Genomic DNA, 17,876 nt, shown 5'->3' on the forward strand with positions numbered 1-17,876 from the left:
AGCCGGGCACGCTCCTAGCGTCACCGCTATGACACCGCGCGCTCCCCTCGCCCCCGGACCGCTCACCGCCCGGCGACCGCATCGCCCCCTGCTCGTCGCCACCGCCGCCATGACCGCGCTGGCCGTATTCTGCCTGTGCGCCATGGCCTTCGACGGCCGCATCCTGCTGCACGAATCGGTGTGGCTGAAACCGCTGAAGTTCGCGTTCGCCTTCACCCTCTACACCGGGACCCTGGCCTGGCTGCTGTCGTTCCCGCATCGCGGGCAGCGGCTGACCTGGTGGATGGGGACGATGTTCGCCGCCACCGCCGTCCTGGATGTCGGGTTCATCGTGCTGCAGGCCGCGCGCGGGACGTTCAGTCACTTCAACGATCAGACCGACTCCGTCAACCACATCGGACAGCTGGTGTTCATGACCGGGGTGCCGGGCCTGTTTCTGGCGAATCTGGTGATCGCGGTGACGCTTTCGTGGCAGCGGGTCACCGACGCGCCCACCTCCCGCGCCATTCGCGCGGGGCTCGGCATCGCCGTGGTCGGGATGGGGCTCGGCTATCTGATGGGCTTCACCGGCAAGCAGCAGACCACCGACGCCTACGGACACCCGGTCGACCTCGCGGCCGGGCACACCGTCATCCATGGTCAGCCGCTGGTGCGCGACGGCGGCCCGGGCCTGCCGGTGACGCACTGGAGCACGGTCGGCGGCGATCTGCGCATCCCGCACTTCGTCGGCCTGCACGGCATCCAGGCGCTGATCGTGGCCGCCTTCGTGCTGGGATGGCTGGCCCCGCGCGTGCCGTGGCTGCGCACCGAACGCACGCGTGCCCGGCTGATCGGGGTGCTGGCGCTGGCCTATGCCGGACTGGTCGGGGTGCTGGCGTGGCAGGCGCTGCGCGGGCAACCGGTCACCGCGCCCGATGCCGCGACGCTGACCGCGCTGGGCATCCTGCTGGCGGTCACGGCCGCCGGTGTCGCGCTGGTGTACCGATTCGCCACCGCGACACCCGCTTTCGCGCCCACGGCGGTCAGCGCAGTCGTTCCGCCTCACGCGTCAGTGCCACCAATGTCGCGGTGAGATCGGCCAGTTCGATCATTTCCGCGCCTTCGGAGACCGCGGTGGCGACGTCCTCGGCCGCACAGCGGGCCGCGAACCAGCGGTCGGACAGATCCGCCACCTCCTGCGCGCTGAGCACCACGGCGTCATCGGGAATGCCGGTGCCCTTCACGCTGTTTCGATGTTCGTACGCACGCTGACGGCACGATTGCCGGCAGTACCGACGGCGGCGTCCGATTTCGGATTCGGCGATCTCCCTCCCACACCAACTGCAGCAGGACAGCACGCGGCGAGACATGGTCCGTCACCTTAGTCATGGACATGCCCCGGCACACACCGGGCACGCCGAAACGGCAGTGGTTCACGGCGCGTCGCGTGCGCGACTCGGACTGCGGAGCGCAGGCGACGCGGGTGGGGCGGAGGGGACCGTCGGCAAAGAGTAGGATGGAACGGTTCTCCCCACGGGAACCGAAACTTACGCAGCGACGTTGATCCAGTATCAGCAAGTTGCAAGTGACACTGATGTAGAACATTGCCGACAGGCGAGAAGGGACCGCACCCATGGCAGATCGCGTACTCCGGGGCTCTCGACTCGGAGCGGTGAGCTACGAGACCGACCGCGACCACGACCTGGCGCCACGTCGGATGGCGCGGTACCGCACCGAGAACGGCGAGGAGTTCGACGTCCCCTTCGCGGACGACGCCGAGATTCCCCCCACCTGGCTGTGCCGCAACGGGCAGGAGGGCATCCTGCTCGAGGGCACCACCCAGGAGCCCAAGAAGGTCAAGCCCCCGCGCACCCACTGGGACATGCTGCTCGAGCGTCGCAGCAAGGAAGAGCTCGAGGAACTGCTGCAGGAGCGCATGGATCTGATCAAGAGCCGCCGCCGCGGCTGATCGGCTCCACACATGCCGAGGTCCCCCGCACCGAATTCGGTGCGGGGGACTTTTGTGTATCGGCGGTCAGTGGCTGGCGACCTTGCGGTACTGCAGCAGGGCCAGCGGGACGGCCACGGCGAGGATGGCGATCGAGCACAGCACCGAGTATTCGACGCAGTGGGTGGCGGGCCAGCCGGTGGCGGGGGTGAACGACGGCGGGGAGCCGTTGACGAAGAGCTTGCGGCCCGCCGCCGAGACCGCCGTGATCGGGTTCCAGGCGGCGACGCCGCGCAGCGGGCCGGGCAGGGTCTCCCCCGAGATGAACGCCGAGGAGATGAAGGTGAGCGGGAAAAGCCAGATGAGCCCGGCACTTTGGGCCACCTCGACACTCGGCGAGATCAGGCCGGTGATCGCGCCCACCCAGGACATGGCGAACGCGAACAGCAGGATCACCGCGAAGGCGAGCACGGCGTCGGCGATGGAGCCGTTGATCCGCCAGCCCACGCAGTAGCCGCACGCCACCATGACCGCCAGGGCCAGGAAGTTGACCACCAGATCGGACAGGGTGCGGCCCATCAGCACCGCCAGCCGCGACATGGGCAGCGTTCGCATCCGGTCGATGATGCCCTTGTGCAGGTCGTTGGCCAGGCCGACGGTGGTGAACGCGGCGTTGAAAGCGACTGTCTGCGTGAAGATTCCGGCGAGCAGGAATTCCCGGTACTCGCCGCCGCCGAGTGACGCGCCGAAGACGTAGGCGAACAGGAACACGAACATCAGCGGCTGGATGGTGGCCGACACCAGCAGGGTCGGCACCCGCAGGATGGTCAGCAGGTTGCGGTAGGCGACGATGGCGCTGTCGCGAATCACGCGCGGTAACAGCAGCATCGGGCCCGCCGCTCGTTCACGACCGGGCTCGGTCACCGCGGGCGGCGCAGGGGGCGCGGCGGGAACGGCGGGAACGGTGGTCACGACAGGATCTCCTCTTGCACTGATTCGGTGGCGGGGACGGTGGGGAGGCGTTCACCGGGTTTGCCGGTGAGGGAGAGGAATACGTCGTCGAGGCTGGGCCGGTGCACGCCCGCGTCGAGGACGCAGACTCCCGCGTCGTCGAGGCGACGCAGCGCCTCGACCATGGTGCGGGTGCCGTCGCCGACGACAACGGCCAGCTGGTCGGCGATCTCGGTGGTCTGGGGTTCGCCGATGCCGACCCCGGCCAGCACCCGCCGGGCGGGCGCGGGGTCCTGCCCGGCGGCGAGGGTGACGGTGAGTTTGTCACCGCCGATGGAGGTCTTGAGTTCATCGGCCGACCCGCGGGCGATGACCCGCCCGCGATCGATCACGGTGATGCGGTCGGCGAGCAGGTCGGCTTCCTCGAGGTACTGCGTGGTGAGCAGCACGGTGGTGCCGTCGTCGACGAGTTCGCCGATGACCCGCCACATGTCCAGGCGGCCACGGGGATCCAGGCCGGTGGTCGGTTCGTCGAGCACCACCACCGGCGGCTTGCACACCAGCGCACCGGCGAGGTCGAGGCGGCGCGCCATACCGCCGGAGTAGGTGCCCGCTCGGCGCCCGGCCGCGTGTTCGAGGCCGAGCGCGCCGAGTAGTTCGGCGGCGCGGTCCCCGGCCTGCTTGTGGTTCATCCCGTAGAGCCGGGCCACCATGCGCAGATTCTCGAATCCGGTCAGGTTGGCGTCGACGGCGGCGTACTGCCCCGACAGGCCGAGCCGGGTGCGCGCCCGGGCCGGATGCTTCAGAACGTCCACGCCCGCAACGTGAATGCGCCCGGCGCTCGGGCTCAGCAGGGTGGTGACCACCCGCACCGTGGTGGTCTTGCCGGCGCCGTTGGGGCCGAGCAGGCCCATCACGGTGCCGGACGGGATCTCCAGGTCGATCCCGTCGAGCACCCGGACCTTGCCGTAATACTTGACCAGTCCTTCGATTTCGACCGCGAGACTCATCGTGTCCCCTCCCGTCCGGCCCGGGCTTCCAGGTCCGTCAAGTGATCCCGCAGTACCGGCCCGATGACGGCCAGCGATTCGGGTGTCGTCATGCCCGCGTGTGTGCAGCGCACCAGCTGGTCGTGCACCGCGCCGGTGACGTGCGGGGCCCAGGCCGCCGCGCAGCGGTCGGGGTCGGCGCGGTTGATCTCGTCGTCGGCGGCGGTGAAGAACAGCAGGTCGCCGTCGAAGACGCGGGGGGTGAAGTCGTGTGCCTGTTCGGCGCCGTTGACGTACCCGGTGTAGAGCCGTTCCATGTGGTCCACCGTGAGCGCCGCGAACGGGCCGGAACGCCCGCGCAGCAGTTCCGCGGCGTCGTGCAGGGTCAGGCGCGGATCGATGTCGGCGTCGCCGCCGAGCAGGTCGCTGCCGAATTCGGCGACGATGGAGGCCACGCTGGGCACCGCGTGTTCGAGCCACTGATCCGACAGCTGGTAGCTGTCCATCAGGCCCAGCAGCGCGACCTCGTCGCCACCCTCCTGCAGCTGCACCGCCACCTCGTGGGCGATGAGCCCGCCCAGCGACCAGCCCAGCACATGGTAGGGACCATGCGGCTGCACCGACTTCATGTGTGCCACATAGTATTTCGCGGCCTCGTGGATGGACCGGTGGCTTTCCTCACCGGCCACGTGCGGGGCCTGTAAGCCGTACACCGGGCGTTCGTGCGGCAGCTGCGAGAGCAGTCCGGCGAAGCACCAGGACAGACCGATCGCGGGGTGCACGCAGAACAGCGGCGGCACCGCCGCATCGGTGATCGGGCGCAGCGGCAGCACCGCACCCAGCGCCGCGGCCAGCGCGGCTCCGGCGTCACCCTTGGCGTCGGCGAGACGGCGTGCGATGGCAGCCGGGCTGGAGTCCCCGAACATGGCCTGCACCGGCAGGTCGATGCCCGCGCCGCGCAGCTGCGCCACCACCTTGGTGGCCAGCAGCGAGTTGCCGCCCAGTTCGAAGAACCCGTCGTCCGCGCCGACCCGTTCGATGCCGAGCACCTCAGCGAAGGCGGCGCACAATGCCTCTTCCGCAGCGGTTTCCGGCGCCCGGTAGCCCTCGCTGGCCGCGAAGACCGGTTCCGGCAATGCTTTTCGGTCGAGCTTGCCGACCGGTGAGAGCGGCAGTCGATCCAGCAGCATGATCGACTGCGGCACCATGTAATTGGGCACCAACTCGGCCACATGCGCGGTCAGCTCGGCCGCCGTCGGCGCGGTACCGGGGCGCGGCTCCACGTAGGCGACCAGCGCCGTGGTTCCGGCCGGGGTGCGATGCCCGATGGTGGTGGCGAACTTGACGGCGGCGTGTTTGGCCAGCGCCGAGTCGATCTCACCGAGTTCGATGCGGAACCCGCGAATCTTGACCTGGTGGTCGGTGCGACCCACGTACTCCAGATCCCGAGCGCGGCCGCCGCGTTCGACCCAGCGCACCAGATCGCCGGTGCGGTACATGCGCTCACCCGGCTTGCCGAACGGGTTGGCCACGAACCGCTGTGCGGTGAGACCGGGCCGCCGCAGGTAGCCGCGGGCCAGAGCCGCACCGGCCAAATGCAATTCGCCGGTGACGCCGCCGGGCGCCGGGTGCATGCGGCCGTCGAGCACCGCCGCGCCGACCCCGCGGATGGGTCCGCCGATGGTGATCGGCCCGCCCGGTGTCATGGGCTGCGAGATCACGGTGACGATGGTGGTCTCGGTGGGCCCGTACACGTTGTAGAGCTTGCGGCCGGGAGCCCAGCGGGTGACCAGGTCCGGCGGCAGTGCCTCGCCACCGACCAGGACGTGCCGCAGCGCGGTGACGCCGGTCGGGTCGACGGTGCCCAGCGCGGAGGTGGTGATGAAGGCATGCGTGATGCCCTCCTCGATGAACACCTGCCCGAGCTCCTCGCCACCGACCACGCCGGGCGGCGTGATCACCAGGGTGGCCGCGCCGCCGAGGGCGAGCAGCAGATCCAGCATGGCGGCGTCGAAACTCGGTGTGGCGAAATGCAGTACCCGGCAGCCGGGGCCGACGTCGAAACGGTGCGCGGTCTCGGCGGCGAAGTTGGACAGACCGCCGTGCGTGACGACCACACCCTTGGGGATACCGGTGGAGCCGGAGGTGTAGATGACGTAGGCCGGGTTGTCCATGCGCAGCGGCAGCAGGCGTTCGCTGTCGCTGATCGGACCGTCGGTGGTGGCGAGCACGCGCCGCCGGAACGACGGCGCGTCCAGCACGGTCCAGTTCGCGCCGTCGGGCATGCGCTCGCGGTAGGTCGACAGTGTGATGCCGACGGCCGCACCGGAGTCCAGCAGCATGTGGCTGATGCGCTGTTCGGGATAGTTCGGGTCGACGGGGACGAAGGCCGCACCCGCCTTGGCGATGGCCAGCATCACCGCCACCGATTCCGCCGAGCGCGGAATACCCATGGCGACCAGGGTTTCCGGGCCGACCCCGTAGCCGATGAGCACCCGGGCCAGCCGGTTGGTCCAGCGGTCGAGGGCGTCGTAGGAGATCTGGGTGCCCGCCGCCCGCACGGCGATGGCCTGCCGGTTGAGGTTGGCGGCGGCCTCGAACACCTCGGGGAAGGTGATGGGCAGCCCGGGTTCGCTGCCGCGCACCGGTGCCAGCGCCGACCATTCGCGGGAGTCGAGCAGTTCCAGATCACCCACGGCGACGGCCGGATTGGCGGCGGCCGCGCCGAGCAGTCGCACGAATCGGTGGGCCAGGCGCTGCGCGGTCGGCTCGTCGAACAGGTCGGCGGCATAGTTGACCGACACCGTGATGCCGTCGGGTTCGCGTGCGGGCGTCCAGGATTCGGTCAGCGTGAACTGCAGATCGAACTTGGCGATGCCCGGATCGGCGTCGTCGGCTTCGATGCGCAGGCCGGGCAGTTCGAGCACCCGCACCGGCTGGTTCTGCACCGACAGCATCACCTGGAACATCGGGTGATGGGCTTGCGAGCGCACCGGATCGATCACCTCGACGAGGCGCTCGAACGGCACGTCGGCGTGCGCGAAGGCTTCCAGGTCGGTGTCGCGGACCGCGTGCAGCAGGTCGCCGAACGCGGCGCCGCTCTCGATGCGGGTGCGCAGCACCAGGGTTCCGACGAACATGCCGATCATGCGGTCGAGGGCGGGATGCCCGCGTCCGGCGATCGGGGTGCCGACGGTGATGTCGTCACCGGCGGTCAGTCGATGCAACAGTGCCACCAGTGCCGCGTGCAGCACCATGAACATGGTGACGCCGTGTTCGCCTGCCAGCATCTGCAATTCGCGATGCGTGAACGCGTCGAGGGTGCATTCGACGGTGCCGCCCCGGTAGCTGGGCACCGGCGGGCGCGGCCGGTCGGCGGGCACTGACAGCAGCTCGGGGATGCCGTCGAGGGCGCGCCGCCAGTAGTCGAGCTGACGGCTGATGACGGAGTCCGGTTCGCTCTCGTGCCCGAGCACATCCTGCTGCCACAGCGTGTAATCGGCGTACTGGATGGGCAGTTCGGGCCATTCCGGAGCCTTCCCGCCGGTGCGCGCCCGGTAGGCGGCGGCCACATCGCCGGCCAGCGGCTGCAGTGACCAGCCGTCCATGGCGATGTGGTGCACCACGAGCACCAGTACGTGTTCGAGGGCGACGGGTCGGCGTGCACTCACTGCCATATTGCCGTCGCCGCCGTTGTCGGCGGGCCTGGCCGAATCGCTGAGGCGCAGCAGTGCGGCGCGCAGCGGAACGCTGGTGGCCAAATCGAATCCGCCCGCGGTGACCCGGCGGATCTCACCGGGCACATCGGCGGCGGTCACGGTCCGCACCGGCAGCGAGACCGCGGCTTCGCCCGGTTCCAGGATCAGCTGGCAGGGTTCGCCGTCGATCTCGGGGAACACGGTGCGCAGCGTTTCGTGCCGCAGCTGCACATCGTGCAGGGCCGCACGCAGTGCCTGCACGTCCAGTTCGCCGTGCAGGCGCAGCGCGACGGGAACGTTGTACGCGCCCAGGGCTTCTCCGGCCTCACCGGCGGAGTTGAACTGCTCGAGGAACCACAGTCTGCGCTGTGCCGCCGAGAGCGGGATTCGGTCGGGGCGGGTCCGTTTGCGCGGCGCGGGCCGCAGATCCGCCGACGCGGAGCCAGCGTCGAGGGCGGCGGCCAACCCGGCCACGGTGGGTGCGGCGAACACGGCCCGCACCTCGACCCGGACACCGGTGGCGTTGGCCAGCCGGGCCACCAATTGGGTGGCCAGCAGCGAGTTTCCGCCGATCTCGAAGAAGCTGTCGTCGGCGCCGAGCGCGTCGAGGCCGACGAGCTCGCCCATCACCTCGGCGACGAGTCGCTCGGTGTCGGTCTCCGGGTCACGTGACACAACGACCACCGCAATCTGGGGCTGCGGCAAAGCGTCACGGTCGAGCTTGCCGACCGGGGTGAGCGGGATGTGGTCGAGCAGGGTGATGGCGCTCGGAACCATGTGCGCGGGCAGGTGTTTGGCGCAGTGCGCGCGCAGTTCCTCGACGTCGGGCTGTCCGCCTTCCAGCGGCAGCACGAACGACACGATGCGCTTGGCTCCGGCGATATCGCGGACTTCGGTGTGCGCGAAGCGGTTCGCGGGGTGCGCGGCCAGCACGGCGTCGATCTCGCCGAGTTCGATGCGGAATCCGCGCACCTTCACCTGATGGTCGCTGCGTCCCAGGTACACGAGTTCACCGGCCGGGTTCCAGCGCACCACATCACCGGTGCGGTAGAGCCGGGTGCCCGCGGGCCCGTACGGGTCGGCCACGAACCGGGCGGCGGTGAGGCCCAGCCGGTCGAAATAGCCACGCGCCGTGCCCTGTCCGCCGACGTAGAGCTCGCCGGGCACGCCGACGGGCACCGGCCGCAGCCGTTCGTCGAGGACCACGGCGCGCGCGCCGCGCACCAGGTTGCCGATGGTGACCGGCACGCCGGGGGTCATCGGTCCGGCGATGCTGACCACCACGGTGGTCTCGGTCGGACCGTAGCCGTTGAACATCATGCGGCCGGGTGCCCAGCGCGCCACCAGTTCCGGCCCGCAGGCCTCGCCGCCGACCATGATGGCGCGCAGGTGCGGCAGTGCCCAGCGGTCCCGGTCCAGGGTGGACAGGGCGGCCGGGGTGAGGAAGGTGTGGCTGATCTCCTCGCGGTCCATCAGCGCGGCCAGTTCGTCGCCGCCGTAGATGTCGGGCGGGACGATGACCATGGTTGCCCCGGAGCCGACGGCCAGCAGCAGGTCGAAGATGGCGGCGTCGAAGCTCGGCGAGGAGAAGTGCATGGTGCGTGAGTCGCGGTCGACCCGCATGCGATCGCGCAGTTCGTCGGCGAAGGCGGACAGGCCACCGTGGGTGACGGTGACGCCCTTGGGTTTTCCGGTGGATCCGGAGGTGTAGATCACGTAGGCCAGGTCCGCGGTCCACAGCGTGGTGGTGCGGTCGGCGTCGGTGATCGACCCGTCGTCGAGGACCTCGAGCTCCTCGAGCAGTTCGGCGTCGTCGAGCAGCAGCCAGTCGACGCGGTGGTCGCCACCGGCGGCGTAGAGGTCGTCGGCGTGCTCGGTCATGCTGATGCCGACCCGGCAGCCGGAGTCGGTGAGCATGTGCCGCACCCGATCCGCCGGATAGTTGGGGTCGACCGGTACGAACGCGGCACCGCTCTTGGCGACGGCGAGCGCGGCCAGCACCGATTCGACCGAGCGGGTCAGACCCAGCGCCACCCGGTCGCCGGGGCCGAGGCCACGGTCGATCAGGGCCCGCGCCAAGCGGTTCGAGTAGACGTCGGACTCGAGGTAGGTGAGTTCGGTGTCGTCGAAGCGCAGGAACACCCGATCGGCGTTGAGGTGCGCGGTGGCGGCGAAGCAGGCCGCCAGGCTGCACTGCGGTTCCGGGGCGGGTCCCCAGGCGGGACTGAACATCTCGCGTTCGTATTCGGTGCGGGCGTCGATGTCGCGGACCCGGATGCGGGGTCCGGCGGCGACGGCGTCGAAGACCCGCAGCAGCCGTTCGGCCAGCGTGTGGATGGTCGGCTGGTCGAACAGTTCGGCGGCGTAGACGAATTCGAAGACGCGGTCGTACGGTGCGAGGCCGGGCATCACCCGCAGTTCGAGATCGAACTTGGCCAGCGCGATATCGAGTTCCTCGGCCTGCAGCGACAATCCGGGCAGCCGCAGTGCGGGCACGGGCGTGTCCTGCACGGTCAGCGCGACCTGCAGCAGCGGTCCCGCACCGTAGCGGCGCTGGTTGTCGTTGCCCAGTTCCTCGACGACCCGCTCGTAGGGCACTTCGGCGTGCGCCATGGCGGCGAGCTCGGTGTCGCGGTCGGCCTGCAGCAGTTCGGCGAAGCTGCGGTCCGGGTCCACGTCCGAACGCAGGATCAGCGTATTGACGAACATGCCGACCAGGTCGTCGAGGCGGGTGTCGGTGCGTCCGGCGACCGGGGTGCCGATGACCACGTCGCGGCCGCCGGTGACGGTGCGCAGCAGTACCGCGAGGGTGGAGCGCAACACCATGAACAGGCTGACGCCGTGGGCGCGGGCGAGTTCGGCGAGCTTGCGCTGCAAGGCTTCCGGCACCTCGAAGCGCACGGTCCCGGCCCGCTGGGTGGGTTCGGCCGGGCGCGGCCGGTCGTAGGGCAGCGGCAGTTCCTCGGGCAGGTCGGCCAGCGCGGTGCGCCAGTAGGCGAGCTGTACCGCGGCGGCGCTCTCGGTGTCGGAGTCCGCGCCGAGCAGTTCGCGCTGCCAGAGGCTGAAGTCCGCGTACTGCACCGGAAGTGGCGCCCAGGTGGGTGCCGCGCCGCCGTGGCGGGCGGCGTAGGCGACCGCCAGGTCCCGGGTGAGCGGGCCCAGCGACCAGCCGTCGGCGGCGATGTGGTGCAGCGCGATGCCGAGCAGGTGGCGGTGGTTGCCGGTGCGCAGCAACGCCATTCGCAGCGGGATCTCCCTGGTGAGGTCGAAGCCGCGGCGCGCCAGCGAGCGCAGGGTGGTGCGCGCACCGACGTCGTCGGTCTCGACGACGTCGAGGGCGGGCAGGCAGCGGGCGGTGTCGAGCACCCGCTGGTAAGCCCCCTGGTCGTCTTCGGGGAAGACGGTGCGCAGTACCTCGTGCCGTTCCACGACGTCGGCGAGGGCGTCGCGCAGCGCGTCGATGTCCGGATCGCCGTCGATTCGAAGCACGAATGCGATGTTGTAGGCACTGGATTCGGGGGAATATCGATTGAGGAACCACAGTCGCTGCTGCGGCAGCGACAGTGGCACGCGCTCCGGGCGCGGGGTTCGCACAGCCAGCGCCACCCTTTGCGTCCGGGGCGCTTCCGCGAGCAGGGTCGCCAGACCCGCCACCGTCGGCGCCTCGAAGATGGCCCGCACCGGCAGTTCGACCCCGAACTCGGTGTGCAGGGCCGCCGTCAGGCGGGTGGCCAGCAGCGAGTTGCCGCCGATCTCGAAGAAGTTGTCCTCCGCGCCGGGCGAACCCGCGCCCAGGACCGCGCCGAACACCAGCGCGACCTGCTGTTCCATCTCCGTCTCGGGAGCGCGGGTGGGTGCCGCGGCCACGAATTCCGGTGCGGGCAGCGCCTTGCGGTCGAGTTTGCCCGACGGGGTGACCGGCATGGCGTCCAGCACGCTGACGGCGGCGGGCACCATGTAGGCGGGCAGTCGGCCGCGAGCGGTCTCGAGCACGTCGGCCGGATCGATCCCGGCGTCGGCGGTCACGTAGGCGATCAGGCGCGGGATGCCGCGCTCGTCCTGGTGAACCATGGTGAGCGCGAACGAGACTCCCTCGTGCGCGGCCAGCACATGGTCGATCTCGCGCAGTTCGATGCGGAAGCCGCGGATCTTGATCTGATCGTCGGCGCGTCCCAGGAAGCGCAGCTGTCCTGCGGTGTCGGCGACGACGAGGTCACCGGTGCGGTACATGCGCTCACCGCGACGACCGTGCGGGTTGGCCGGGAAGCGTTGTGCGGTAAGGGCCAAACGGCCCAGATAGCCGCGCGCCAGGCCGGGACCCGACAGGTACAGCTCCCCCGCGACCCCCGGCGGCACCGGGTGCAGCCGCGAGTCGAGGACGAACAGTCGCATCCCGCGCACCGGCAGGCCGATCGGCACCGGCTGCCCGGCGAGCATCGGTCCGGTGGCGGTGGCGGCGACGGTCGCCTCCGACGGCCCGTACATGTTGTGCATGCGTCGCGCCGGGTGCCCGGGCCGCGAATCCGCTGCGGTCCACAGGGTTACGAGCTCTTCGGGGCAGGCTTCGCCACCGACGATGACCGCCTCGAGTTCCGGCAGGTCCGCGGTGGGCACGGTGGCCAGGGCCGCCGGGGTGACGAACGCGTGGGTGACGTGTTCCTCCCGCAGCAACCGCGCCAGCTCGACGCCGCCGTAGATGCCCGCGGGTGCGATGACGAGGGTCGCGCCCGCGGCGAATCCGAGCAGCAGTTCCAGCACCGACGCATCGAAGCTCGGCGACGAGAAGTGCAGTGTCCGAGCCGAATCGGTGACCCGGAACAGGTGCGTCTGCTCGTTGGCCAGTGAGGCCAGACCGGCGTTGGTGACGACGACGGCCTTGGGTGTGCCGGTGGAGCCGGAGGTGTAGATGAGGTAGGCGGGCCCGCCGGTGCGCAGCGGATGATGCCGGTCGGTGTCGGTGACCGGGGCCTGCGGGAACCGCTCGCACTCCTGGCTCAGTTCGTCCGAGCCCAGCAGCAGCCAGTCCACGTAGTTCTTGCGATGCCGCCCGCGGCTGCCGGGCCAATCCGGCATGTCCTCGCGCCGTTCGGCATTGGTGATGCCGAGCATGGCGCCGGAGTCGGTGAGCATGTGCGCGATGCGGTCGGGCGGATAGTCCGGGTCGACGGGCACATACGCCGCACCGGTTTTCGCGACCGACCAGATGGCGAGGATGCTGTCGAGGCTGCGCGGCAACGCGATCGCCACGACCACCTCGGGGCCCGCGCCGTGTTCGATCAGCACCCGGGCCAGGCGGTTGGAGCGTTCGTCGAGTTCCCGGTAGCTGGTGTCGATGCCCTGGTAGCGCACCGCGACGGCGTCGGGCATGCGTTCGGCGGTGCCGGTGAGCAGCCCGGCCAGCGAGAGCGCGGGCTCGGCCGGGGAACCGGTGATGGGCACCAGTTTCGCGGTTTCGCGGGCGTCCAGCAGTGGCAGGTCGCCGACCGGGGTGGCCGGATTCGCGACGGCCGCGGCCAGTACCGCTCCGAAGCGGCGGGCGATGGCCTCGACCGTGCTGCGATCGAATACGTCCGCGGCGTAACCGAATTCGGCGGTGAATCCGGCGTCCGGTGCGCCGATCGGTTCGTGCACGGTCAGTTGCAGGTCGAACTTGGCGATATCGCTGGCCAGCGGCATCACGGTGGCGTCGACGCCGGGCAGGTCGATCCGCAGTTCCGGGCTGGAGTCGTAGGACAGCATCACCTGGAACAGCGGGTGCCGGGCGGCGGACCGCTCCGGATTGACCACCTCGACGAGCCGTTCGAACGGCACGTCGGCATTGGCGAAGGCATTGAGGTCGGTGTCGCGGACCTCGGTGAGCATGCGGTCGAATCCGGCGGCCGGATCCACCCGGGTGCGCAGCACCAGGGTGTTGACGAACATGCCGACCAGCTCTTCCAGCGCCGGGTCGCTGCGTCCGGCGATCGGGGTGCCGATGGCGATATCAGGCGTATTGCACAGGCGCGCGAGCACGGTCGCGAGCGCGGCGTGCAACACCATGAAGGTGCTGACCCCGCGTTCGGCGGCCACCGCGGCCAGGGCGCGACGCACCTCGGCCGGGATGTCGAACTCGACCCGGCCGCCTTCGGTGGAGCGCTGGCGCGGGCGCGGCCGATCCAGCGGCAGGTCCAACTGGTCGGGCAGGTCCGCGAGGGCGGCCCGCCAGTAGGCGAGCTGCCGGGCCAGGGCGCTGGCCGGGTCGGCCTCGTCACCGAGCAGTTCACGCTGCCAGAGCGCGAAGTCGGCGTACTGCACCGGCAGCGGCGTCCACTCCGGTGCCGCGCCCGCGGTGCGGGCCGCGACCGCGGACATGATGTCGCGGGTCAGCGGTGCGATCGACCAGCCGTCACCGCTGATGTGGTGCAGCACCATCAGGAACAGGTAGCGGCCGGGTCCGGTGGCGTAGAGCGCCACCCGCACCGGCGACTGGCTGCGCAGATCGAAGGCGTAGCCGGCGAATTCGGTGGCCAGGGCGACCACGTCGGTGCCGGTGGCGTCGATCGGGTCGAGGGTGAGCGGGATCTCCGCGGCCGGATGCACCAGCTGGCAGGGCCCGTCGGTGCTGTCGGGGAAGGTGGTGCGCAGGCTCTCGTGCCGGTGGAGCACGTCGACCAGACCGGCCCGCAGTGCCGGAATGTCCAGCGGCCCGGTGATTTCCACCGCGAGCGGCATGTTGTAGGCGGCGGCGTGCTCGGCGAAACGGTTGAGGATCCAGAGCCGCTGCTGTGCGAGGGACAGCGGAATGTGCTGTGGCCGTGGGCCCGCCACCAGGGCGGGTGAGGCGGCCTCGCCCTGCGCGCCGGACACCCGGGCCGCCAGCGCGGTCACGGTGGCCGATTCGAACAGGTCGCGAATGGTGAGCGAGACACTCAGCGCGGCGTTCACCCGGGCCACGGCCCGGGCCGCGGTCAGCGAGTTGCCGCCGAGGTCGAAGAAGCTGTCCTGCACATCGAATTCGTCGGTGCCCAGCACATCGGCGAAGATCTCGGTGAGCCGGTGCTCGACCTCGGTGGTGGGTTCGGCGACGGGCCGGGCCGGGCGGCGCGCTCCGGCGACCGGCTCGGGCAGGGCCTTGCGATCAACTTTTCCGTTGGCGCTCAACGGTAGTTCGTCGAGCACCATCAGCACCGCGGGCACCATGTAGCCGGGCAGGATGCGGCGCAGTCCGGCGGTCAGCTCCTGCGCGTCGAGACCTTCGACGCCGGGTCCGGCCACCGCGTAGGCGACGAGTTCGTCCCCGCCGCGGCCGCGGCGGGCCACACAGACCGCGCGCGCGATCCGCGGATCGGTGAGCAGGGCGGCCTCGATCTCGCCGAGTTCGATGCGCAGACCGCGCACCTTCACCTGGAAGTCGCTGCGGCCCAGGTACTCCAGCACGCCGGAGTACTCGCTGACCCGCCAGCGCACCAGGTCGCCGGTGCGGTACATGCGGGTGCCGGGCGTGAACGGGTCGGCGACGAAGCGGTCGCCGGTCAGCGCCGGGCGGCCCAGGTAGCCGCGGGCCAGCTGCACACCCGCCAGATAGAGCTCGCCCACGACACCGGGCGCGACCGGTTGCAGCCGCGCGTCGAGCACATAGGTGCGGGTGTTCCAGATCGGTGAGCCGATCGGCACGTCGGTGTCGCCGGGCTGGCAGTGCCAGGCGGTGACGTCGACGGCGGCCTCGGTGGGCCCGTACAGGTTGTGCAGTTGCGGCGACTGCGGCCCGGTGCCCAGCGCGGCATGGAATTCCGCGACGGTGGCGGCGGGCAACGCCTCACCGGAGCAGAACACCCGCTCGAGGCCGGTGCAGCCGCGCACATCGGTGTCGGTGAGGAACACCGACAGCATGGACGGCACGAAATGCGCCGTGGTGACGGCCTTCTCGGCGATGATCCGGGCCAGGTAGCCGGGATCGCGGTGACCGTCGGGAGCGGCGATGACCAGGCGCGCGCCGATCTGCAACGGCCAGAAGAACTCCCACACCGACACGTCGAAGGTGGCGGGGGTCTTCTGCAGCACCACATCGCTGGAATCCAGCGGGTAGGCGTGCTGCATCCAGCGCAGGCGGTTGACGATGGCGGCGTGGGTGACGCCGACGCCCTTGGGTTTTCCGGTGGAGCCGGAGGTGAACAGCACGTACGCCTGATGGTCCGGGCGCAGCGAGGCGCACCGGTCCGCGTCGGTGACCGGGCGGCCGCTGTGCGCGGAGAGATCCGCGGTGTCGATGTCGAACCGGGTTGTCCCGGTGGGCAATTCGAGCTCGTCGCGCGCGGTGGTGAGCACGCACAAGGGCCGGGCCTGGCTGATCACGGCCTCGATGCGGTCGGCCGGATGATCGGGATCCAGCGGCAGGTAGGCGGCACCGGACTTGATGACCGCGTACATGCCGATCAGCAGTTCCAGGCTGCGGCGCATGCCGAGGCCGACCAGGGTGTCGGGACCCGCACCGCGCGTGATGAGTTCGCGGGCGAGCCGGTTGGCCCGCTCGTCGAACGCGGCGTAGGTCAGCGTGCTGCCCTCGAAGTCGAGGGCGACCCGGCTCGGGCACATGGCGGCACGGTCGGCGAACAGTCCGGCCAGGGTGCCCTCCTGGCGGGCCACCTGGGTCGAATTCCATTCCAGGAGCACACGTTCGCGCTCCACGTCGGTCAGCACCGGCATGTCCGCGACCACGGTCTCGGGGGCCGAGGACACGAAACGCTCCAGGTAGTCCAGGAAACGGCCGTGGTGCATCGAGAGTTCGGTGTCGCCGTAGAGGCGCGGGTTGGCCTCGAAATCGATGTGGGTGCGGTTGCCGACCCCGTTGTAGAGGTTGATCGAGAGGTCCTCGACCGGGCCGGTGGACAGCACGTTGAGCGAGCCGACCAGGCTGCCGAAGTTCAATTCGCTGTGGAACAGCATGAGATTGACCATCGGGCCGAAGAATCCGCGCGCGTCACGGGAGTACCCGCAGTCGCGGCGGATGTCGTCGCTGCGGTAGCGCTGATGGCGCAGCGCCCCGGTGATCTGCAGTTCTACCGCGCGCACGGCGTCGGCGACGGTGTCGGAACCGGTGAACTGCACCCGGATCGGCACCACATTGGACACCACGCCCGCCGAACGCCGCAGCGCGACGGTGGTGCGCGCGGACACCGGCAGACTCAGCACCACGTCCTGGGTGCCGGTGACCGCACGCACGTAACCGGCCAGCGCGGCCACGAACAGGGCGGAACTGTTGGAGCCGAAGGCGGTGGCGGCCTCGGAGATCGCGGTCTCAACGTGCGGGGCCAGCACCGCGGTGGCGCGGCGTCGGCCGGCGTCGGAGATGGCGATGGCATTGCCGGACAGCGTGATCGGCTCGCCCGCGCCCGCCAGCTGTTCGAGCCAGTAGTCGCGGTCGGAGACGAAACGGGTGGTGTCGCGGTAGCGATTCTCGTCCGCGTAGATGGTGGCCAGCGGGGTGGCGCGGGAGATCACCGGTTCGGTGTGGTTCTCCAGGGCCGTATATATCTCCGCCGCGCGGGTGGTGGCGTTCATCGCGCCGTACCCGTCGATGACTATGTGGTGGCCGCGGGTGTACCACATCCAGTCCGAATCCCCGACGCGCAGCACCACATTGATGGTGAGTGTGTCGTGCTCGATATCGATGGGTGAGCTCGCGTGCTCGTTCATCCAGGCCCGAGCCGCGGCGCGCGGATCGGGTTCATCTCGCATGTCCAGGCGCGCCCAGCCGGGGCGCGCGGTGGGATCGACCACCTGGTGCGGGATCCCATCGATCTCCAGCAGCCGGACCTGGCCCACTTCGCTTTCCGCACCGAACCGCTCGATGGCGTACAGCAGACGGCCGACATCCAGATCGCCGTGGATCTCCACGTACTGCGCGATGGTGAGAGGAATGTCGGGCCGGATGCGCTGTGCGTACCAGAGTGCCGATTGCGCGGGAGAGAGCGCGAAAGGTTGAGCCGAGAATTCCCCAGATGAACATTGGTCGACACGATCGGTGGCCAATGAACTCATCAAACACTCCGTTCTGCCGCTGTTGACGCAACTCCCCGAGCCCCGAAAATGCGATCACCTCGGCGTTCGCGCGCATGCGCGAGCCGTAGGACGTGATCCACGCCCTATGATTCGGAGCATCCCGCCGATCGGATCGGTGGTGATCTCGAGTTGCCCGCAACGAACAGCGTTGGCGGAGCATATTTTTGGATTAGTTACCGCACAGCAAACCTCGCGATTGTCGCATTACTCGCGTACTGGAACCGCACAGAATCGGACTAACCGGACACTTCTGTAGCAATTGGCAACTATCAG

The 17,876-nt window shown here is 69.9% G+C and carries 6 protein-coding genes; 2 read left to right on the plus strand and 4 right to left on the minus strand.

Annotated elements, in window-relative coordinates; all coding sequences use genetic code 11:
• The first annotated feature begins 28 nt into the window (after positions 1 to 28).
• Positions 29 to 1,072 carry a hypothetical protein gene (locus OG300_RS13295; RefSeq protein WP_405495642.1) on the plus strand — a complete coding sequence of 348 codons (1,044 nt, stop codon included), beginning with the start codon at positions 29 to 31 and terminating at the stop codon, positions 1,070 to 1,072.
• On the opposite strand, the gene OG300_RS13300 is transcribed toward OG300_RS13295, so the two are convergent.
• Positions 1,023 to 1,349, minus strand: a complete 327-nt coding sequence (locus OG300_RS13300; RefSeq protein WP_405495644.1) for a hypothetical protein — start codon at positions 1,347 to 1,349, stop codon at positions 1,023 to 1,025. The two genes, OG300_RS13295 and OG300_RS13300, sit on opposite strands and share 50 nt — an antisense overlap.
• A gap of 263 nt (positions 1,350 to 1,612) precedes the next feature.
• Between OG300_RS13300 and OG300_RS13305 the strand changes: the two genes are divergently transcribed.
• A complete protein-coding gene (locus OG300_RS13305; RefSeq protein ID WP_405495646.1) occupies positions 1,613 to 1,948 on the plus strand; it encodes an RNA polymerase-binding protein RbpA in 336 nt (111 codons plus the stop codon).
• A gap of 66 nt (positions 1,949 to 2,014) precedes the next feature.
• On the opposite strand, the gene OG300_RS13310 is transcribed toward OG300_RS13305, so the two are convergent.
• From OG300_RS13310 to OG300_RS13320, 3 genes are all read right to left on the minus strand, one after another.
• Positions 2,015 to 2,815 carry an ABC transporter permease gene (locus tag OG300_RS13310; RefSeq protein WP_405498544.1) on the minus strand — a complete coding sequence of 267 codons (801 nt, stop codon included), beginning with the start codon at positions 2,813 to 2,815 and terminating at the stop codon, positions 2,015 to 2,017.
• Between the two features lie 80 nt (positions 2,816 to 2,895).
• The gene (locus OG300_RS13315; protein ID WP_405495648.1) at positions 2,896 to 3,888 is read right to left on the minus strand and encodes an ATP-binding cassette domain-containing protein; all 993 of its coding nucleotides are present in this window, start codon (positions 3,886 to 3,888) and stop codon (positions 2,896 to 2,898) included.
• Positions 3,885 to 17,582, minus strand: a complete 13,698-nt coding sequence (locus tag OG300_RS13320) for an amino acid adenylation domain-containing protein (protein ID WP_405495650.1) — start codon at positions 17,580 to 17,582, stop codon at positions 3,885 to 3,887. The genes OG300_RS13315 and OG300_RS13320 overlap by 4 nt, the downstream gene beginning before the upstream one ends.
• Between the last annotated feature and the right edge of the window lie 294 nt (positions 17,583 to 17,876).

Source organism: Nocardia sp. NBC_00511 (assembly GCF_045161165.1).
GTDB lineage: Bacteria > Actinomycetota > Actinomycetes > Mycobacteriales > Mycobacteriaceae > Nocardia.